Origin of the sequence: Thermosulfurimonas marina, assembly GCF_012317585.1 — a bacterium.
In the GTDB taxonomy this organism is placed as follows: domain Bacteria; phylum Desulfobacterota; class Thermodesulfobacteria; order Thermodesulfobacteriales; family Thermodesulfobacteriaceae; genus Thermosulfurimonas_A; species Thermosulfurimonas_A marina.
Map to the genome: position 1 here is coordinate 482,011 of NZ_CP042909.1, position 19,040 is coordinate 501,050.

The 19,040-nt window shown below is 61.4% G+C and carries 19 protein-coding genes; 6 read left to right on the forward strand and 13 right to left on the reverse strand.

Annotated elements, in window-relative coordinates; genetic code table 11:
• From fusA to FVE67_RS02575, 4 genes are all read right to left on the reverse strand, one after another.
• Entirely contained in the window at positions 1–2,085 is a 2,085-nt protein-coding gene (fusA, locus tag FVE67_RS02560; protein WP_168719103.1) for an elongation factor G, read from the reverse strand.
• An 87-nt stretch (positions 2,086–2,172) separates the two neighbouring features.
• Positions 2,173–2,646 (reverse strand): 30S ribosomal protein S7, encoded by a 474-nt coding sequence (gene rpsG, locus FVE67_RS02565; RefSeq protein WP_168719104.1) that lies wholly within the window; start codon positions 2,644–2,646, stop codon positions 2,173–2,175.
• A 23-nt stretch (positions 2,647–2,669) separates the two neighbouring features.
• Positions 2,670–3,041, reverse strand: coding sequence for a 30S ribosomal protein S12 (gene rpsL / locus FVE67_RS02570; protein ID WP_168719105.1), 372 nt, complete (start codon positions 3,039–3,041; stop codon positions 2,670–2,672).
• A 98-nt stretch (positions 3,042–3,139) separates the two neighbouring features.
• Positions 3,140–3,541: a CBS domain-containing protein gene (locus FVE67_RS02575; RefSeq protein ID WP_168719106.1), complete on the reverse strand. Its 402-nt coding sequence runs from the start codon at positions 3,539–3,541 to the stop codon at positions 3,140–3,142.
• A gap of 74 nt (positions 3,542–3,615) precedes the next feature.
• Here FVE67_RS02575 and FVE67_RS02580 point away from each other — a divergent pair, with 74 nt between their 5' ends.
• The 5 genes from FVE67_RS02580 to FVE67_RS02595 all read left to right on the forward strand — a co-directional run bounded on the left by FVE67_RS02580 (position 3,616) and on the right by FVE67_RS02595 (position 7,909).
• Complete coding sequence (locus FVE67_RS02580) at positions 3,616–5,139, forward strand: sodium-dependent transporter (protein WP_168719107.1); 1,524 nt, start codon at positions 3,616–3,618, stop codon at positions 5,137–5,139.
• Positions 5,136–5,264: a hypothetical protein gene (locus FVE67_RS09440; protein ID WP_281347179.1), complete on the forward strand. Its 129-nt coding sequence runs from the start codon at positions 5,136–5,138 to the stop codon at positions 5,262–5,264. Before FVE67_RS02580 ends, FVE67_RS09440 begins: the two co-directional genes overlap by 4 nt.
• A 79-nt stretch (positions 5,265–5,343) precedes the next feature.
• Positions 5,344–5,640, forward strand: a complete 297-nt coding sequence (locus tag FVE67_RS02585) for a hypothetical protein (RefSeq protein ID WP_168719108.1) — start codon at positions 5,344–5,346, stop codon at positions 5,638–5,640.
• Between the two features lie 71 nt (positions 5,641–5,711).
• The gene (locus FVE67_RS02590) at positions 5,712–6,947 is read left to right on the forward strand and encodes a replication-associated recombination protein A (RefSeq protein WP_246167915.1); all 1,236 of its coding nucleotides are present in this window, start codon (positions 5,712–5,714) and stop codon (positions 6,945–6,947) included.
• On the forward strand, positions 6,944–7,909 hold the full coding sequence (locus FVE67_RS02595; RefSeq protein ID WP_168719109.1) for a tRNA dihydrouridine synthase: 966 nt from the start codon (positions 6,944–6,946) through the stop codon (positions 7,907–7,909). Before FVE67_RS02590 ends, FVE67_RS02595 begins: the two co-directional genes overlap by 4 nt.
• Here FVE67_RS02595 and FVE67_RS02600 read toward each other — a convergent pair.
• Positions 7,906–8,064, reverse strand: a complete 159-nt coding sequence (locus FVE67_RS02600; protein ID WP_168719110.1) for a cytochrome c3 family protein — start codon at positions 8,062–8,064, stop codon at positions 7,906–7,908. The genes FVE67_RS02595 and FVE67_RS02600 overlap by 4 nt on opposite strands.
• Before the next feature lie 185 nt (positions 8,065–8,249).
• Positions 8,250–10,127, reverse strand: a complete 1,878-nt coding sequence (gene ftsH, locus FVE67_RS02605) for an ATP-dependent zinc metalloprotease FtsH (RefSeq protein WP_168719111.1) — start codon at positions 10,125–10,127, stop codon at positions 8,250–8,252.
• 266 nt (positions 10,128–10,393) lie between these two features.
• On the opposite strand from ftsH, the gene FVE67_RS02610 reads away from it, so the two are divergent.
• Complete coding sequence (locus FVE67_RS02610; protein ID WP_168719112.1) at positions 10,394–11,227, forward strand: fumarate hydratase; 834 nt, start codon at positions 10,394–10,396, stop codon at positions 11,225–11,227.
• Here FVE67_RS02610 and ftsZ read toward each other — a convergent pair.
• The 7 genes from ftsZ to murD are packed head-to-tail and all read right to left on the reverse strand — an operon-like array spanning position 11,224 to position 19,039.
• Positions 11,224–12,354: a cell division protein FtsZ gene (gene ftsZ, locus FVE67_RS02615; protein WP_168719113.1), complete on the reverse strand. Its 1,131-nt coding sequence runs from the start codon at positions 12,352–12,354 to the stop codon at positions 11,224–11,226. The two genes, FVE67_RS02610 and ftsZ, sit on opposite strands and share 4 nt — an antisense overlap.
• Positions 12,355–12,356: 2 nt before the next feature.
• On the reverse strand, positions 12,357–13,571 hold the full coding sequence (ftsA, locus tag FVE67_RS02620) for a cell division protein FtsA (RefSeq protein ID WP_168719114.1): 1,215 nt from the start codon (positions 13,569–13,571) through the stop codon (positions 12,357–12,359).
• Complete coding sequence (locus FVE67_RS02625; protein ID WP_168719115.1) at positions 13,568–14,281, reverse strand: cell division protein FtsQ/DivIB; 714 nt, start codon at positions 14,279–14,281, stop codon at positions 13,568–13,570. Before FVE67_RS02625 ends, ftsA begins: the two co-directional genes overlap by 4 nt.
• Before the next feature lie 7 nt (positions 14,282–14,288).
• Positions 14,289–15,182 (reverse strand): UDP-N-acetylmuramate dehydrogenase, encoded by an 894-nt coding sequence (gene murB / locus FVE67_RS02630; RefSeq protein WP_168719116.1) that lies wholly within the window; start codon positions 15,180–15,182, stop codon positions 14,289–14,291.
• The gene (gene murC, locus FVE67_RS02635; protein WP_168719117.1) at positions 15,179–16,576 is read right to left on the reverse strand and encodes a UDP-N-acetylmuramate--L-alanine ligase; all 1,398 of its coding nucleotides are present in this window, start codon (positions 16,574–16,576) and stop codon (positions 15,179–15,181) included. Before murC ends, murB begins: the two co-directional genes overlap by 4 nt.
• The gene (gene murG / locus FVE67_RS02640) at positions 16,569–17,633 is read right to left on the reverse strand and encodes an undecaprenyldiphospho-muramoylpentapeptide beta-N-acetylglucosaminyltransferase (protein WP_168719118.1); all 1,065 of its coding nucleotides are present in this window, start codon (positions 17,631–17,633) and stop codon (positions 16,569–16,571) included. The genes murC and murG overlap by 8 nt, the downstream gene beginning before the upstream one ends.
• Positions 17,633–19,039: a UDP-N-acetylmuramoyl-L-alanine--D-glutamate ligase gene (gene murD / locus FVE67_RS02645; RefSeq protein WP_168719119.1), complete on the reverse strand. Its 1,407-nt coding sequence runs from the start codon at positions 19,037–19,039 to the stop codon at positions 17,633–17,635. The genes murG and murD overlap by 1 nt, the downstream gene beginning before the upstream one ends.
• Position 19,040: the final 1 nt, after the last annotated feature.

A 19,040-nucleotide genomic window follows, 5' to 3' on the forward strand; every position in this document is an offset into this window, starting at 1 on the left:
TTACATTCCCTTGGCTTTCTTTATGATCTCTTCGGCCAAATGGGCCGGCACCTTCTCGTAATGCGAAAACTGCATAGTGAAATTGGCCCGTCCCTGCGTGAGGGACCGCAACTGTGTAGCATATCCAAACATTTCCGCAAGGGGGACGAAGGCCCGAATGACCTTCACACTCCCTCGGGTATCCATGCCCTCCACCTTGCCCCGCCGGGAGGAAATATCTCCCAGGACATCCCCCAGGTATTCTTCAGGGGTGACTACCTCGAGCCGCATGATGGGCTCGAGAAGCACCGGATTGGCCTTTTTGGCCGCCTCCTTAAAGCCCAGAGAGCCGGCAATGGCAAAGGCCAGCTCCGAGGAGTCCACCTCGTGATAACTTCCATCCACCAGCCGCACCTTTACGTCGATCATCGGATAGCCCGCCAGCACCCCCTGCTCCATGGCCTCCCGGACCCCTTTTTCCACCGCCGGGATAAACTCCTTGGGAATGGCTCCCCCTACAATCTCGGAGACGAACTCAAAGCCCTTGCCCGGGGCAGGCTCCAGCACCAGTTTCACGTGTCCGTACTGCCCGCGACCGCCGGTCTGCTTGATGTATTTCCCCTCGGCCTCGGCCACCGTGGTAATGGTCTCCTTGTAAGCCACCTCCGGACGGCCTACATTCACCCCTACCTTAAATTCCCGCACCAGCCGGTCCACGATGATCTCCAGATGAAGTTCCCCCATACCCCAGATAAGGGTCTGGCCGGTCTCCGGATCGGTCTGCACCCGGAAGGAGGGGTCTTCCAGGGCGATCTTCTGCAGAGCATTGGCCAGCTTTTCCTGATCAGCCTTGGTCTTGGGCTCTACAGCCACGGAGATCACCGGCTCGGGGATCTCCAGCTTTTCGAGCTCGATGGGCTTGGTCTCGTCACAGAGGGTATCTCCGGTAGTGGTCACCCGCAGACCCAGGGCGGCCACGATGTCTCCGGCCTCGGCACTGGTGATCTCCTCCCGGTGCTTGGCGTGCATGCGCACCAGGCGCCCGATCCGCTCCCGCTTGCGCTTGGTGGAATTATATACGGTCATTCCGGACTCAATCCTTCCGGAATAGATACGCAGAAAGGTGAGGGTACCCACGTAGGGATCGGTCATGATCTTGAAGGCCAGGGCCGCCAGCGGACCTTCGGGATCGGTAGTCCGCTCCTCCACCTCCCCGGTCTCGGGATTGTAGCCCTTGACCGGAGGAATATCCAGAGGAGAGGGAAGATAATCCACGATGGCGTCGAGAAGGGGTTGCACCCCTTTGTTCTTGAAGGCCGAACCACAGAGCACCGGCACAATTTTAAAGGCCAGGGTGCCTTCCCGGACGGCCCTTTTGATCTCCTCCGGGGAGATCTCCTCTCCCTCGAGGTACTTTTCCATAATTTCATCGTTGATGTCCGCCAGGGTCTCCAGGAGGTTGGTCCGGTATTCCTCGGCCTTGTCCCGGAGGTCAGCCGGGATCTCCTCGAAATGGTACTTGGCCCCCAGGGTTTCCTCTTCCCAGACGATGGCCTTCATGTCGATAAGGTCCACCACCCCCACAAAACTGTCCTCGGCCCCAATGGGGATCTGGAGAGGAAGCGGGGTGGCCCCCAGGCGGGTCTTGATCTCCTCCACCACCCGCTCGAAGTTGGCCCCCAGACGATCCATCTTGTTCACAAAGGCTATCCGGGGAACCTTATACTTGTTGGCCTGACGCCAGACGGTCTCCGACTGGGGCTCCACTCCCCCCACCGCGCAGAAGATGACCACCGCCCCATCAAGCACCCTCAGGGCCCGCTCCACTTCGATGGTGAAGTCCACGTGCCCCGGGGTATCGATGATGTTGATCTTATGTCCCTTCCAGAAGCAGGTGGTGGCCGCCGAAGTGATGGTAATGCCTCGTTCCTGCTCCTGGGGCAGGAAGTCCATGGTGGCCGTCCCCTCGTGCACCTCACCGATCTTATGGGTCCGGCCGGTGTAGTAAAGGACGCGCTCGGTGGTGGTGGTCTTTCCGGCGTCGATGTGGGCGACGAACCCTATATTTCGCGTGAGCTTCAAAGTTTTCAGAGATTCCGCATCCATAACGCCTTCCCGCCTCCTTTTTCAAACATCAAAATAAAGGCCCCCTTCCATCTTATGAGGGGGCTGATTATCCGAATCCGCCGGGTCTTACCAGCGGTAATGGGCGAAGGCCCGGTTGGACTCCGCCATCCGGTGCGTATCTTCTTTCTTTTTTATGGCTGCCCCGCGCTCATTATAGGCATCCCAGAGCTCATTGGCCAACCGCTCCACCATGGTCTTTTCCGAACGGGCCCGGGCGGCCTGAATGATCCACCGGATAGCCAGCGACTGCTGCCGCTCCGGCCGCACCTCCATAGGAACCTGATAGGTAGCCCCCCCCACCCGCCGAGAACGGGTCTCCATCAAGGGCTTTACGTTTTCCACCGCCTTCTCGAAGATCTGGAGAGGGTCCTCCCCTCCGGACTTCTTCGCCAAAAGATCCATGGCCCCGTAAAAGATCTTGCGGGCCACGCTCTTTTTCCCGTCCCGCATGAGACAGTTGATGAATTTCGCCACCAGCACAGTGCCGTACTTAGGGTCCGGCAGAACTTCACGTTTAGGAACCGGTCCTCGCCGCGGCATGACTCACCCGCTCCTTTATTCCTTTATTTAGGTCTGGGAGCCCCGTATTTGGAACGAGACTTCCGCCGATCCTGCACCCCGGCCGCATCCAGGGCCCCACGGATGATCTTGTAACGCACTCCCGGAAGATCCTTTACTCGTCCTCCCCGCACCAGGACCACGGAGTGTTCCTGAAGATTATGCCCAATCCCGGGAATATAAGCCGTGACCTCAATCCCGTTAGTAAGCCGCACGCGAGCCACCTTTCGCAGGGCGGAATTGGGCTTCTTGGGAGTCGTGGTGTAAACCCGCACACACACCCCCCGCTTTTGGGGACACCCCTCCAGCGCCGGGGACTTGGATTTGCTTTTTCGCTTTTTACGCCCGTACCTTACTAACTGATTAAAAGTCGGCATCTCCGCCTCGCTCACTCAAAGTCTAAAAGACCCCCTTCGGGAAAGCTTCCCGCAGGGACGGGCTTTTATATAACGGCCCTTCCGGGCCTTGTCAAGCGCTAAAGGCTGGCGGCGCGCACCAGGTCCGTGGCCGAAAGGACCCCTACGGGAATGAACTTCCCTCCGTGGGAGGTGACCACCAGAAGGCGGTGCACTCTATGGGCGATCATCTTGGCCGCCGCCTCCTTGAGGGTGGCTTCGGCCTCGATGGTATAGGGCTTGGGACACATAAGATCCTCGGCCTTCATCTCAAAGATGCGGGGGCCGTGCTTGGCCAGGGCTTCAATAATATCCGAATGGCTCACCACCCCCATGAACTCTCCGCCAGGCCCGCTTACCAAAACGGCGTGGATGCGATGCTCCAGGAGCTCCCGCAGAATCTCCTCCAGGCTAGCCTCTAGAGGAACCCGAAAGACCTCCCGGCTCATGACCTCTCTTACTTTGGTCTGGGTAAAATCCATAAGAGGCCTCCTTTCGTGCTTGCGAAGATTATAGCTCTTTAATATAAAAATGGAAACACCTTCCGGAGGGGTTTATGGCTCAGCGAGAGCACTGGGGCACCCGCATCGGGCTCATCCTGGCCATGGCCGGAAACGCGGTAGGACTGGGGAACTTTTTGCGCTTCCCTACCCAGGCCGCCCAAAACGGAGGCGGGGTCTTCATGATCCCTTACATGATCTCCCTTCTTCTTATCGCCATTCCCCTCATGTGGGTGGAATGGGGGATCGGCCGCTACGGAGGAGTGCGCGGACACGGGACCACCCCGGCCATCTTTGGCCTCCTTTGGCGCCATCCCCTCTCCCGCTATGTGGGAGTGCTGGGACTTTTCGTGCCCTTCGTGGTGGCCTGCTACTATGTCTATATCGAGAGCTGGACCCTGGGCTACGCCCTCTTTGCCCTTTTCGGAAAACTCCCTCAGGTAAAGGCCACCGCCGGAACCTCTCCCGAGGAATACCTGCGTCCTTTTCGGGATTTTCTCACCCACTATACGGGTATGGGTGGGGGGGCCCTCTACCGGCCCTCCCTTGCGGCCTATCTCTTTTTCCTCCTTACCATGGTCCTCAATTATCTCATCCTGGTGCGGGGCATTTCCGGAGGAATCGAGCGCTTCGCCAAGGTGGCCATGCCCATCCTTTTCGGGCTGGCCATCCTCCTTATGATGCGGGTCATGACCCTGGAGACTCCCTACGGGTCGGCGGTGGCCGGGCTCAACTTCCTCTGGGAGCCCAAGTGGCATGAACTGGGCAATCCCAGGGTGTGGCTGGCGGCAGCGGGGCAGGTCTTTTTTACCCTGAGTCTGGGCTTTGGGGCCATCATCACCTACGCCTCCTATCTCCGGCGCAACGACGATATTACCCTTTCGGCCCTTACCGCTTCTTCCCTCAATGAATTTGCCGAGGTGGTCCTGGGAGGCTCCATCGCCATTCCCGCGGCCGCAGCCTTTTTCGGGGTAGCGGCCGCCCAAGTAATCGCCGCCAGCGGGGCCTTCAATCTGGCCTTCGTGAGTCTCCCGGCCATCTTCGCCAACCTTCCTTTCGGGCACCTTTTGGGCTTTGCCTGGTTCATCCTCCTCTTTTTTGCCGGGATCACCTCCTCGGTGGCCATCACCCAGCCGGTGATCGCCTTCCTGGAGGACGAATTCGGCCTTTCCCGGCCCCGGGCGGTCACGGCCACCATGCTGGCCCTCTTTATGGCGGCCCATCTGCCCATCTTTCTTCCCAAGGCCCTGGACGAGATGGACTTCTGGGCCGGGACCTTTCTGGTAGTGGTCTTTGCCCTCGGGGAGGTCCTCATCTTTTTCTGGGGGTTTAATCCTTCGGCGGCCTGGAGGGAGATCAACCGCGGGGGGCTGATCAAACTTCCCCGGGTCTTTTTCTTCATTATGCGCTATGTGACCCCCTTTTTCCTGGCCCTTATCATGGGCTGGTGGTTCTTCCAGGAACTTCCGAGTTATCTCCGACAGACGGCCTTTAATGTCTGGATCACCCGGGGAGTCCTGATCTTGATCTTTCTGGCCCTTTGCCTTTTGGTCTATCTCAGTGGAAGGAGGAACCGATGAAAGGCAGCGCCCTCCTTTTTATGCTCATCTCCTGGAATATCATCACCGGGCTCTGCACCTTCTGTTTCACCCGCATGTTTGCCGCCGGTCCAAAGAACGCACCCAAATCCCGCCGCCGGAGGTAGCCCCGACTCGAACCAATCCTTAGCGAAGGGGGCCCAGGGTTATGGTAAAATAGCTTTAAGGAAACGTCCGGAGGTGGTCATGAAAAAACTCCTGCTCTTTTTGCTCCTTTTAGGGACCCTGGTGGGAAGGGGCTGGGGAATGACCCCGGCAGAGGAAAAAAGGCTCTTCGAGATCCTGGGAGAAATCAAAGGAAAGCTCCAACAGATGGACAAACGCTTTGAACAGCTTTATACCTTCCTCTGGATCATCACCGGAATTCACCTCCCTTGTCGCGGTGGTGATCGGGTTCGCCCTGTGGGACCGGCGGACCATCATCCGGCGGGCCCGGGTCCTGCGCTCCTTCGGATTGCTTTAAAATCTCCCTGCCGGAGGTAGCCCTGCCCGGACTCTTTGCTCCCCGTCCACCGCTGGCCGAAAGACTGAGGCCCCGCAACTTCTCCGAATTCTTGGGCCAGGAGCACCTCCTAGGAGAGGGAAGGCTCCTGCGGCGCATGCTGGAAAGCCGCAAGCTCTCCTCCCTCATCCTCTGGGGACCTCCGGGCTGCGGCAAGACCACCCTGGCCCGGCTTCTAGCCCAGGAGACCGGGGCCCGGCTGGTAACCCTTTCGGCAGTGGACTCCGGGGTCAAAGATCTGCGGCAAGTGGTGGAGGAGGCCCGCCGGGCCCGAAAGCAGGGTCAAAGGACCGTCCTTTTTATTGACGAGATCCATCGCTTTAACAAGGCCCAGCAGGACTTCCTCCTTCCCTATGTGGAAGACGGTACGGTCACCCTCATCGGGGCCACTACGGAAAACCCCTCCTTTTCGGTCATCGCCCCCCTTCTTTCCCGCTGTAAGACCCTAGTCCTGAAACCCCTTTCGGCCGAAGATCTTCGGCGTCTTCTGGAGCGGGCCCTTACGGACCCCGAAAGGGGCTATGGCCGGGAGGCCCTGGAAGTGGAGCCCGAAGTGCTTGCGGCCCTTGCCGAGGCCGCCGAAGGGGACGCCCGGGTGGCCTTAAATCTCCTGGAGACGCTGGTAGAAAGTGCTTCCCCAGGGGCCCACGGAAAAAGGCATCTGGGCCTTAAAGATCTGGAGCGGGTCCTTCTCGAAAGACCCCTGCGACACGACCGGGACGGGGAGGAGCACTACAACCTCCTTTCGGCCTTTCATAAGAGCCTGCGGGGAAGCGATCCGGACGCGGCCCTTTACTGGCTGGCCCGGCTCCTTGAGGCCGGGGAGGACCCGCGGGTCATCCTTCGTCGCCTTATAGCCGCAGCCTCGGAAGATGTGGGAAACGCCGATCCTCTGGCCCTCCTCGTGGCGGTGGCCGCCAAAGAGGCCTATGAATTTCTGGGACTTCCGGAGGGAGAACTGGCCCTGGCGCAGGCCACGGTCTACATAGCCTGCGCCCCTAAGAGTAACGCTGCTTATCGGGGACTTTCGGCGGCCAAAGAGGATGTACGGCGCCACGGATCCCTCCCCGTGCCCCTTCATCTGCGCAATCCGGTGACCACCCTGATGCGGGCCCTGGGCTACGGCCAGGGCTACAAATACGCCCATGATTATCCCGGGGGCTTTGTAGAGCAGCAATATCTTCCCGACCAGCTCCGGGACCGCCGCTACTATCGCCCTACGGACCGCGGCCTCGAGTCCACCCTCCGGGAAAGGCTCCTTAAGTGGTGGCGGGGGAAGAAGGGGTGATTCTCCTCGCCCCTATGGACGGGCTCACGCATGTGGCCTTCCGAAGGGTGGTGGCCCGTTATGGGCCGCCGGATCTCTTTTACACGGAGATGGTCAGTGTGCGGGCGGTAGTCTTTCAGCCCCCGGAGCGTGACCCCTACCTCTGGCACACCGATCTCGACCGACCTTTGGTGGTCCAGCTGGCCGGCCGCGAACCGGATCTCTTCGAGGAGGCCCTAAGGCGCCTGGAGGAGCGCTTCAATTTTTACGGCTACGATCTCAATCTCGGCTGCACCCGGGGAAGGGCCCGGCGCCAGGGCTGGGGAGCGGCCCTCCTTTTGGAGCCCGATCTGGTGCGGGCCATTGCCCGGGCCGCCCGCAGGGCCACGGCCAAACCCCTCTCGGCCAAGCTGCGCTCACCCCCGGGACATGACCGGCGAAAACTTTTTCGCTTGGCGGAAATCCTTCTGGAAGAAGGGGTGGACACCCTAATCCTTCACCCTCGGGCCCCGGAGGAGGGCTTCCGGAGGCCACCCCGCTGGGAAGAGGTCCGGGAACTCAAAGAGAAAACCGGGGCGCGGGTCATCGGAAACGGAGATATCTTCTCGCCGGAGGAGGCCCGCCGCAGGCTGGAAGAGACCGGCTGCGACGGGATCATGCTCGGCCGGGTCGCCCTCTTGCGTCCCTTTATCTTCCGGGATCTCCGGGCCTTCCTGGAAGGCCGGGGAATACCAGAGCCTCCCCCACCACTTGAACCGCCCCGGCTCTTCGCGGAGGAGTTAAAGCTTCTTCCCGAAGGTTTACAGGAAAAGCGCCTCGAACTCTGGCTTTTCTGGTATCTCCAGAACTTCCCTTACGGCCTTTACTATTTCGGAAAGGTAAAGAAGATCTCCGGTCTCTCAGCCAAGCTCAAGACCCTCTCTGCACTCCTTTCCTCGGAGGCCTTCCCCCCTTATCCGGCTCACCCCCGCCTTCACCGTTAGTCTTTCGTCGTATGACACACGAAACAGCCGCACTTGGGGTTCTCGCCCCCTCCGGCCACACAAGTCCTATAGTCCCAGCGCAACATGTCCGGATAGGGACCCGCATGGGCATAGTGACAGGAAAGACACATCACCGCGTCGCTTCCCGGGGTCACCGAACCATACCCTTGATCCCTTCATAACCCTTCACTTCCTCTAAAAACTGATTTTAAATCCGGCCCTCCTTCTTCCCTTCCGGGAGACCCCTTTTAACTAAAAATCAAACCTTTGACAAATTTCTGTCAAGGGCTCTGTTTCCGGAAAAGGGCAGAGCCCGGGCCAAAATCCGAAAATAGACCTTTTAATTACCATCTTGGCCTGCCGAGGTATAAAGGAGCCTCTCCAGTTCTTCGCCTTCGAGGACCTCCCTTTCGAGGAGGAGTTCGGCGATCTCCGAGACCCTTTCCCGGTTCCTTTCCAAGATCTCCTGAGCCCGGCGGTAGGCCTCCCGCAGGAGCCGGGAGACCTCCTCGTCGATGGCCCGGGCCGTCTCTTCAGAAAGAAGTTCCCTCTCCCGGAAAGGGACCTCCAGGAAAAGATGCTCCCGGCGGCGGAAGGTCTGAGGCCCCAGGCGCTCGCTCATCCCGTAGTCCATGACCATGGCCCGGGCGATCTCCGTGGCCTTCTCCAGGTCGTTCTGGGCCCCGGTGGAGATCTCTCCGAAGATGAGCTCCTCTGCGGCCCGCCCTCCCAGAAGGACCGCCAGACGATCCAGGAGCTCGCTCCGGGTGAGAAGGTAGCGATCCTCGGTGGGAAGTTGTAGGGTGTAGCCCAGGGCTCCGATGCCCCGGGGAATGATGGAAATGCGATGGACCTTGTCCGCCCCGGGGACCGAGGCCGCCACCAGGGCGTGACCGGTCTCATGGTAGGCCACCCGCCGCTTTTCCTCCGCCGAAAGATAGCGGTTCTTGCGCTCTAGCCCGGCGATCACCCGGTCCACCGCCTCCTCAAAGTCCTCCATCTCCACCTGATTCTTCCCCTTGCGGGCCGCCAAGAGACAGGCCTCATTCACAATGTTGGCCAGATCCGCCCCCACCATCCCCGGAGTGCGGGCGGCAATGACTTTAAGGTCTACATCCGGGGCCAGTTTCACGTTCCGGGTATGGACCCGGAGGATGGCCTCCCGGCCTTTGAGATCCGGGCGATCCACCACAATGTGCCGGTCGAAACGGCCGGGACGCAGGAGGGCCGGATCCAGGATCTCCGGCCGGTTGGTGGCCGCAATGATGATGATCCCCTTTTTGGGATCAAAACCGTCCATCTCCGTAAGGAGCTGGGTCAGGGTCTGCTCGCGCTCGTCCACCCCGGCCATGGGGGAGACTCCGCGGACCTTGCCCAGGGCATCTATTTCGTCGATGAAGATAATACAGGGGGCCTTGCTTTCGGCCGTGGCAAAGAGATCCCGCACCCGGGCCGCCCCCACCCCCACGAACATCTCCACAAATGAGGAGCCGGAAATGGAGATGAAAGGCACTCCAGCCTCCCCGGCCACCGCCCGGGCCAGCAGGGTCTTACCGGTGCCCGGAGGGCCCACCAGGAGGACCCCCTTGGGGATCTTTCCGCCCAGGGCGGTAAAACGCTGGGGATTTTTAAGAAATTCAATGATCTCCTTGAGCTCCTCCACGGCCTCCTCTACCCCGGCCACATCCTTGAAGGTAACCCCCACTTCCTCCTGGACGTAAATGCGGGCCTTGCTCTTGGCAATGCCCATAATGCCCCCTTCCGGAGGACCGAAGCGCCGGAAAAAGAGCATCCAGAGTCCTAGAAGGAGGAAAAAGGGAAGCATCCAGGAAAGGAGGGAGGAGAACCAGCCGGCCTCGGGACGGGCCTTAAAACGGATTCCCTGCTCTTCCAGGATCTTTACCAGTTCAGGATCCTCCACCTTTCCGGTGCGGAAGTATTTTTCCGGCTTCTGAGGGGCACCCCGCAGACGGGAAAGGACCTCCGCCGCCCCGGGCTTGAACTCCCCCTCGATATAGTCGCGGCCGATAAGGAGATTGTCCACCAGTCCCTGACGGGCTAGGGCCTTGAATTCGCTATAGGCCAACTCGAAACGGGGATAGGAAAAAAGGAAGGGCCAGAGGAAGAAGATTAAAAGAAGGCCCCCCAGGAGAAGCCAGGGAAGATACCGGTTATTCTTTTCTTCGAAAAGGGGTTTCGGTTTTCTGGGCTGCGCCATCTTCTAGAAATTAGTCTCTTTTCAAAACCCGGTCAACAATCCCTCCCCCAACCATACCATCCCCCATAAAATAGGATCTGATCCTTATAATTTTGAAAATTTTTACGATAATATCAATAGTTATGCTACAAAACCTCTTTAAAAGCTAGACCATAGAAAGGTTTAAAATGTCTATTCCTTTTGATTTTCAAGGGATCAAAGGAATAAAAATAGGATCGGATCCTATTTTGGGAGAAGGGGGATTTTGTGGTTTAATAGTTTGAAGGATGAGGGAGATCCGGCGGGAAGATTTAGTGGAGGCCGTGGCCCGGGGGCTGGCCCAAGCGGTGCGGGAGCTGGCCCCGGGGGTGGAGGAGGCCCTGGCTCGGGCCCGGGAAGAGGAGACCGAACCCCTGGCCCGGACGGCCCTTTCTGTCCTCCTAGAAAACGCCCGCCTAGCCCGGGAAACCGGACTGCCTCTGTGTCAGGATACCGGAATCCCGGTGGTCTTTGTGCGCTTGGGAGAGGAGGTCCGGGTGTGCGACCTTTACGGGGCCCTTGAGGAGGGCTTACGCCGGGGAGCCCGGGAGGGCTACCTCCGGGCCTCGGTCTGCGAAGTCCTTTCCCGGCGCAACACCGGCACTAACACCCCTGGGGTGATACACCTGGAGATGATCCCTGGAGACCGGCTGGAGATCTTCCTCCTCCCCAAGGGGTGTGGGAGTGAAAACATGAGCCGTCTTTCCATGCTTCCCCCTGCAGCGGGGCTTTCCGGACTCAAACGTTTCGTGGTGGAGACCGTGGAGAGAGCCGGGGCCAATCCCTGCCCCCCGGTGGTGGTGGGCGTAGGCATCGGGGGAGATTTCGAGGCCGCGGCCTATCTGGCCAAAAAGGCCCTGCTGCGCCCTCTGGGAAACCGGCATCCCCAGCCAGAAGTGGCCTCCCTGGAGGAGGAGTGGCTCGCAGAAATCAACGCCTTGGGACTCGGGCCCCTGGGCCTCGGGGGTCGGACTACGGCTCTGGCGGTCCATATCGAGACCCAGCCCTCCCACATCGCCAGTCTCCCGGTGGCCGTCAATCTCCAGTGTCACGCCCACCGCCTGGTGCACCTACGCCTTTAGTCGGCCTTGCGCCGCAGGAAAGTGGGAATCTCAAGCTCCTCCTCGGTAGGCAGACTCTCCAGAATGCGGCTTACCCGCCGGCGCGGAGGCTCCTCGGCCTTCTCTTCCTTGGGTTTTTCAAAGGGAAGGACCTTCTGTTCCTTCTTTTCGGGCTTTTTCTCCCGTTCTTGGCCAATTCCCGTGGCAATGACCGTGACCCGCAATTCGTCTCCCAGATCCTCGTCGAAGACCACCCCCCAGAAGATGCGGGCGTCCTCGTGGGCCTCCCGGGCCACCCGGTCAGAGATGAGCTGAATCTCTTCCATGGTAAGGGTGTCCTGGTGAGCGGTAATATTGAGGAGCACCCCCCGGGCTCCGGCGATGGAGATGTCCTCGAGGAGGGGGCTCGAGACCGCGCTCTGGACCGCGGCCTCGGCCCGGTTGTCCCCGCTGGCGATCCCGGTGCCCATGAGGGCCAACCCCCCCATGTCGGTCATCACCGCCCGCACGTCGGCAAAGTCCAGGTTGATATAGCCCGGAAAGAGGATGAGATCCGAGATACCCCGCACGGCGTAGTAGAGCACATCGTCGGCCTTCTGAAACATCTCGTAGAGTTTGGTCTGGGGAGAGGCCAGGGCCAGAAGACGATCGTTGGGGATGGTGATGATGGTGTCCACATATTTGCGGAGTTCCTCGAGCCCTTTCATGGCCACAGCCATGCGCTGCCGGCCTTCGAAACGAAAGGGCTTGGTGACCACAGCCACGGTAAGGGCCCCCAGTTCCTTGGAAATGCGGGCGAAGACCGGGGCCGCCCCGGTACCCGTACCCCCTCCCAGACCGGCGGTGATAAAGACCATGTCCGCCCCGGATAAGGCCCGACGGATCTCCTCCTCGGCCTCCAGAGCCGCCTCCCGGCCGATATCCGGATTGCCCCCGGCCCCCAGTCCCTTGGTAAGGTCCTTTCCCAGCTGGATCTTTTCCGGAGCAGGATTAAGGTCCAGCACCCGGTAGTCGGTATTGGCGGCGATAAATTCCACCCCGCGCAGTCCTTTAAGGATCATGTTGCGCACGGCGTTGCCTCCACCACCGCCCACCCCCACCACCTTGATACGGGCCTGATGCTCGTTTTCCACCAGCTCAAAGGTCATGGCTACCCCCCTAATCCCAGGAATTTTTTGAGTCTCCGGAGAAGCCCCGCCTCCTCCGAGGGCTCCTCCGGGGGAAGGTCTAGATAGCGAGCGGCATAAAGAAAAAGCCCCACGGCAGTGGCCAGCCGGGGATGATTGACCTCCTCGGAAAGGCCGGAAAGCCTCGCGGGATAGCCTACCCGCACCGGAAGCTCCAGGATCTGCTCCGCCAGCTCCGGAAGGCCGGAAAGGAGCGAAGAGCCCCCGGTAAACACTACGCCCGAAGATAGCCGACGCTTGTAGCCCGAATGTTCCAGGTTGGTATTGATGATTTCCAGGAGTTCCTGGACCCGGGGCTCCAAAATCTCGGCCAGCACCCTGCGGGAAAGCCGCCGCGGGGCCCGATCCCCAAGAGAGGGGACCTCTATCTCCTCGTCCGGAGAGACCAGCTCCGGAAGACAGACCCCATATTTTTCTTTAAGGATTTCGGCCTCCCGACGAGGGGTCCGCAGACCCACGGTGAGATCCGTAGTGAGAAGGTCTCCGCCCACCGGGATGGAGGAGGTGTAGCGCAGGGACCCTTCCAGAAAGACTGCTAGATCCGTAGTCCCGCCCCCGAAGTCGATAAGGGCCACCCCCAATTCCTTTTCCTCCTCGGTGAGCACCGCCTCCGCGGAGGCCAACACCTGAAGCACCACCCCGAAAACGGAAAGCCCTGCGGTCTCGATGGTCTTGACCAGGTTCTGCACCGCCGACCCCGAGGCCTTGACCAGAAGGGCCTTGACCTCAAGCCGTACCCCGGTCATCCCCAAGGGCTGAAGGATCCCGGTCTGATGATCCACACTGTATTCCTGGGGAAGGACGTGGAGGATGATCCGGTCCGGGGGGAGGGTCACCGCCCGAGCGGCCTCCAGCACCCGCTCCACCTCTTCTTCCCGCACCTCGCCCTCCTTAAGGGCAATCACCCCGGTGCTGAGCTGGCTTTCGATGTGGGAGCCCGCCACCCCGGTGATCACCCCGGAGACCTCCTCGTAGGCCTGGGCCTCGGCCTCGCGCCGGGCCTCGCGAATCCCCCGGGCGGCCTCTTCGATGTTCACGATAAGCCCCTTGCGCAAACCTTGGGCGGGAACCATCCCCAACCCCAGGGCCGCAAGCGTGGAATCCTTCTTCTCTCCCAGGAGAAAACAGATCTTGCTGGTTCCCACATCCAGGGCTCCGATAAGGCGCCGGGTGCTCATTTTCCCTCCCGATAGGCCACCAGGGCCCGCCCCTCGGGATAATCCAGGCGCACCAGACGGGCCCGGTGCAGAAGTCTTTCGTCGTAGAGATAGCTCATCACCCGATCGAGCCTGCGGTAGGCCTCCTTGAGCGAGGAAAAATCCCCGGGCTCAAAACGAATCTTGAGCCCCTCACGGGTGTAGACCAGGATGCGGTCCGGGGCGAGATAGATTTGAGAGAGACTCTCGTAACAGGGAAGGTAGCGGTCGGTGCGGTCCAACCAGGAAAGGAGCCGGAAAAAGGAGGCCTCTTTCTGGAGAAGCTCCGAAGAGGCGTAACTTACCACCGGATAGTGAAAGAGGGCCTCGTTGGGGGCCTCGGCAAAGGCCTCCCCCTTTTCGTTGAGGTAATAAAGCTTTTCCTTGATCTTCGTAAGGGCCACGGGCCTTTCCTCTCGGATCCTCACCACCAGGGTGTGCGGAAGATCCCGAGAGACCTGGGCCCGGGCCACCCAGGGGTGGGCCTCGAGGGTCCGCCGCAGGGCCTCAAGATCGAGGACAAAGAGATTCTCCCCCGGGGCAGCCGGAAGGAGGGCTCGCACTTCGGCCTCGGAAAGACGCTTGAGGCCTTCTATACGCACCGTCTCCAGCCGGAAGACGGAAAGATGGGGAAGAAGCCGCCAGAGCCCTACCCCGGAAAGCCCCACCGAAATAAGGGCCAGGATCAACATAAAAGCCTTAAGTCTCGGCAACGATCCTCACCTCCGGCTCGAGTTCCACCCCGAAGCGGGCCTGCACCCGCTCCCGGGCCTCCTCCATGAGGGCCCGGATGTCCTCGGCCCGGGCCCGACCCAGATTCAGGATGAAGTTGGCGTGTTTGGAGCTGATCATGGCCTCTCCCCGACGGAATCCCTTGAGACCGGCCGCCTCCAGAAGTTCTCCCGCCGCAGGGCCCTCCGGGGGGTTCTTGAAGGCGCAACCGAAAGAGGGTCTCCCCAAGGGCTGGGTAGCCCGGCGGCGGGCTAGAAAATCCCTCACCCGGGCCCGCACCTCCTCCGGGTCCCGGGGCCGAAGCCTCAGTCGGGCCGAAAGGACCACCCCCGAAGGCCCCCGAAAGGTCCGGTAGCCGAAAAGGTCCTTCCCGGAATATTCCCGCAGGCCCTCCGGGGTGAGCATGGTCACGGATTCCACCAGGTCCCCGAACTCCTCTCCGAAGGCCCCGGCGTTCATCATTATGGCCCCGCCTACCGTGGCCGGGACCCCGGCCAGAAACTCTGTGCCGGAAAAACCCCGTTTAAGCCCGTAGGCCGTAAGCACCGCCACCGGGGTCCCGCACATGACCCCCAAGTGCCCGGAAGAAAGCTCCACCACCCCCTTGAGGCCCCGGAGATTGACCACCACCCCTCGAAAACCCGCATCCGCAAAGAGGACCTTGCTCCCTCCGGAAAGCCAGAAGATCCTTAAGCCTTGGCGCCGGGAAAACTCCCAGAGTTCGAGTACTTCCTCTAGGGTCTCGGGATAGGCCATAAGGTCCGCCGGGCCTCCCACCCGCACCGTGGTATACCGCCAAAGCGGCTCTTCCAGCCGGACCTTAAGCCCTTTCTTTTTCAGGTCGCGCGAGAGGGCCTTCATCCCACCACTTTTTCCTTTCGGGAAGGACTAATTTGGCGGACCAAGGCTTCCCCCAACTGATAGACATCCCCAGCCCCCAGGGTAAGGAGCAGATCCCCGGGAGAGAGAAAGAATTCCACCTGGGCCCGAAGGGTCTCGAGATCCGGGGCAAAAAGGGTGGGTTTTCCTCCCCGCACCCTCCGGACCGCCTGAAAGAATTTCTCTCCCGAGACCCCGGGGAGGGGGCTTTCGGCCGCGGGATAGATTTCCGTAAGAAAGAGCACCTCCGGCTCGGCCAGAACCCGGACAAATTCCTGCCAGAGGGCCCGGGTGCGGCTGTAACGATGGGGCTGGAATACGGCCAGCAGTCGCCTTTCCGGGTGAAGGGCCCTTATCGCCGCCAAAGTGGCCGCAATTTCCCGGGGATGGTGGGCATAGTCGTCGTAAATAAAGGCCCCGAGGACCTCTCCCTTAAACTCTAACCTCCGGCCCACCCCGGAAAAGCCCGAAAGGGCGGAAAGAATGACCGCACTCGGGAGCCCCAGCGTAAGCCCTACGGCCACCGCGGCCAGGGCGTTTTCCGCATTGTGTCGGCCCGGAACCCGGAGGGAGAACTCCCCCAGGGCCTGGCCCCTCCACCAGACCCGCACCCGCGGAAGCGGGGCCTCCGCCAGGATCTCCCCCCGCACCTCGGCCCCCTCGGAAAAGCCGTAGGTCACCAAGCGCCCGGAAAGCTCGGGCAGAATGGTCCTTACCCCGGGATCGTCCCCACAGACCACCAGGGCCCCCTCCGGAGAGACCCGGCGGGCGAACTTCACAAAGGCCCGCTTCACCGCCCGGAAGTCGGCGTAAAAATCCAGGTGCTCCCGATCCACATTGGTGATAACCGCAAGATAGGGTTGAAGATAGAGAAAGGAGCCGTCGCTTTCGTCGGTCTCGGCCACCAGATATTCCCCTCGGCCGAGCCGGGCGTTGGAACCAAAGCAATTGACCCGCCCGCCAATAATTACCGTGGGCTCCAGCCCGGCCACGGCCAGCATCTCCGCAATCATCGAAGAGGTGGTGGTTTTGCCGTGGGCCCCGGCCACGGCAATACTCCGGGGGTACCAGCCCATGATCTCCGCCAGCATCTCCGCCCGCGGCCAGACCTTGAGCCCCTGCCTGCGGGCCGCCTGAATCTCCGGATGATCCGGCCTTATGGCCGAGGAATAGACCAGGATCTCCGTCCCTTCCAGATGGGCCGGATCGTGCCCCTGCCACACCGGAATCCCCTCCCGCTCGAGGGAGCGGGTGGTCTCCGAGACCCGCAGATCACAGCCTGTGACCCGGGCCCCGAGGGCCGCAAGGAGCCGGGCCAGCCCGCTCATGCCTACCCCACCGATACCCATGAAATGAAAGACACGTCCCTCAAGCATGGACCAAGGCCTCCATCTCTTCGATGATGGTCTCCGTGGCCCCGGGGCGGAAAAGTTCCCGGGCCCGGCGGCCCATCTCCGAAAGCTTTGCGGGCCGCAGGAGAAGATCCCCCACCGTCTCCACAAAGATCTCCGGAGAAAGTTCAGCCTCCTGAAAGAGGAGCCCTCCCCCACGTTCCACCACCGTCCGGGCATTGGCCTCCTGGTGGCGGTGAGTGGCGTAGGGATAGGGGATATAAAGGGCCGGTTTCCCCAAGGCACAGAGTTCGGCCACCGTAGAGGCCCCGGCCCGGGTGACCACCAGATCGGCCTGAGCGTAAGCCCAGGCCATGTCCCGAATAAAAGCCCGCACCTCCACGGGAAGGCCCTTTTTCCGGTAGGCCTCCTTGACCCAACCAAAGTCCCTCTCTCCGGTCTGATGCAGGAGATAGAGGTCCGGAAGCCGACGATAGAGTTCGGGGGCGGTCTCCACCAGAAGGCGGTTCAGGGTCCGGGCCCCCTGGCTGCCCCCGAGGACCAGAAGTCCCGGTCCTGAATGTTCCCGGGGTCTTTCTTCAAGGAGGGAGGCCCGCACCGGGGTGCCGGAGACCCGCACCTTGGCGGAGGGAAAATGTTCTCGGGTGTCGGGATAAGTGACAAAGATCCGCTGGACCAGGTGTCCCAGGAGGCGATTGGCCAGCCCGGGCACGGCGTTGGGTTCGTGAAGCCCCAAGGGGAGTCTCAGGAGAAACCCGGCCCCCAGCGCGGGAACAGAAGCGTAGCCCCCGGTGCCGAAGACCACCTCCGCCGACCACCTCCGCAGGATCCGTAAGGCCTGGAGGACCCCCCAGAGGAGCCTGGCCAGGGCCCGGGTTTTTCCCCAGAGCCCCCGTCCCAGAAAGCCCTCCCCGGAGATGGTGGCCACGGGATAGGGCACCCCGGAAAGGGCCAGGGCCTCCACCCGACGACCGCAGCCCAAGATCATCACCTCCCGCCCCCGGGCCACCAGGGCCTCGGCCAGGGCCAGGGCCGGAAAGAGATGCCCCCCGGTGCCTCCTCCTGCAATCACCCAGCGCATCAGTGATAGACCTCCGGTGAGGGTTCCTCCCGGGCCAGGACCTTGGGGGCGTAGGCCAGGACCAGGTCCCGAAAGACCTCGCCCCGCTCTTCATAACTTTCAAACTGGTCAAAGCTGGCCGCCGCCGGAGAGAGAAGGACCGTGTCTCCGGGACGGGCCTCCTGCAGGGCCAGGGCCAGGGCCTCGGCCAGCCCCTCGGCCAGCCGCATCTCCGTAGCCCCGGAAAGTTCCTCGGCCATCACCCCCCGAGAGGCCCCCATGAGAATGAGAAGCCGCACCTTGCGTCGTATAAGCTCGTAAAGGGGCCGGTAGGAGGCCCCCTTGTGGAGCCCTCCCAGGATAAGGACGATGGGCTCCGAGAGGCTCTCCAGGGCCACCCGGGTAGCGTCCACATTGGTGGCCTTGGAATCGTTCACGAAATAGACCCCCCCGAAAGAGCCCACAAACTCCAGCCGGTGCGGGAAACCCACAAAAGAGCGCACGGCCTTTTGCACGGCCTCCGGGGAGGCCCCCACGGTCCGCGCCAGGGCTGCGGCCACGGCAAAATTCAGACGATTATGGCGCCCTAGCAGACGAAAACCCGCAAAGCTGTAAACTTCTTCCTCCCCGAAGATCCGTAGCCGAAAGTCCCGCTCGCCCACCTCCACGGGCAGCCCCGGAAAATCTCCGAAAAAAAGGAGGCTCCCCCGGAAGTCCGGACACTCCCGGAGGAGCAGCTCTCCCCCGGCCCCGGAAAGGCCGGGATGGGGCAGAAGACCCACACCCTCCCCGGGAAGATTCTGGAAAACCCGAGCCTTGGCTCGGGCGTAGGCCCCAAGATCTCCATAGCGTTCCAGGTGATCCGGGGTAAGATTCAGGATGGCCGCGGCCTGAGGGGCAAAGGCCTCCACGGTCTCCAACTGAAAGCTCGAGACCTCAAGCACCAGGCGTTCCGCAGGCTCTCCGGACAGGACATATTCCGCCAGGGGGATACCGTAATTGCCCCCGGCAAAGACCTTAAAGCCCGAAAGACGCAGGATATCGGCCACCATGGCCGTAGTGGTGGTCTTCCCGTTGGTTCCGGTGACGGCCACAAGGGGGGGCCTCCGGCGCAGGGCCCGAAAGGCAAACTCCAGCTCCCCCCAAACGGGAAGGCCTTTCTTTTGCGCGGATTCATAAACCGCAGGGGGGACCCCCGGACTGACCACCACCAGGTCTGCAGAAAGCAGAGTCTCGGCCCGATGTCCTCCGGTCTCAAAGCGCACCCCTCGCTCCAGGAGGGCGTAATAGTCTCCCGGAGGGAGATCTTCGGCCCGGCGATTTTCGGAGACCACCACTTCGGCCCCCAGGACCGCGGCCAGGCGGGCGGCCGCCCGCCCGGAGCGCCCAAAACCGACAATGACCACTCTGGCTCCCCTCAGATCCACG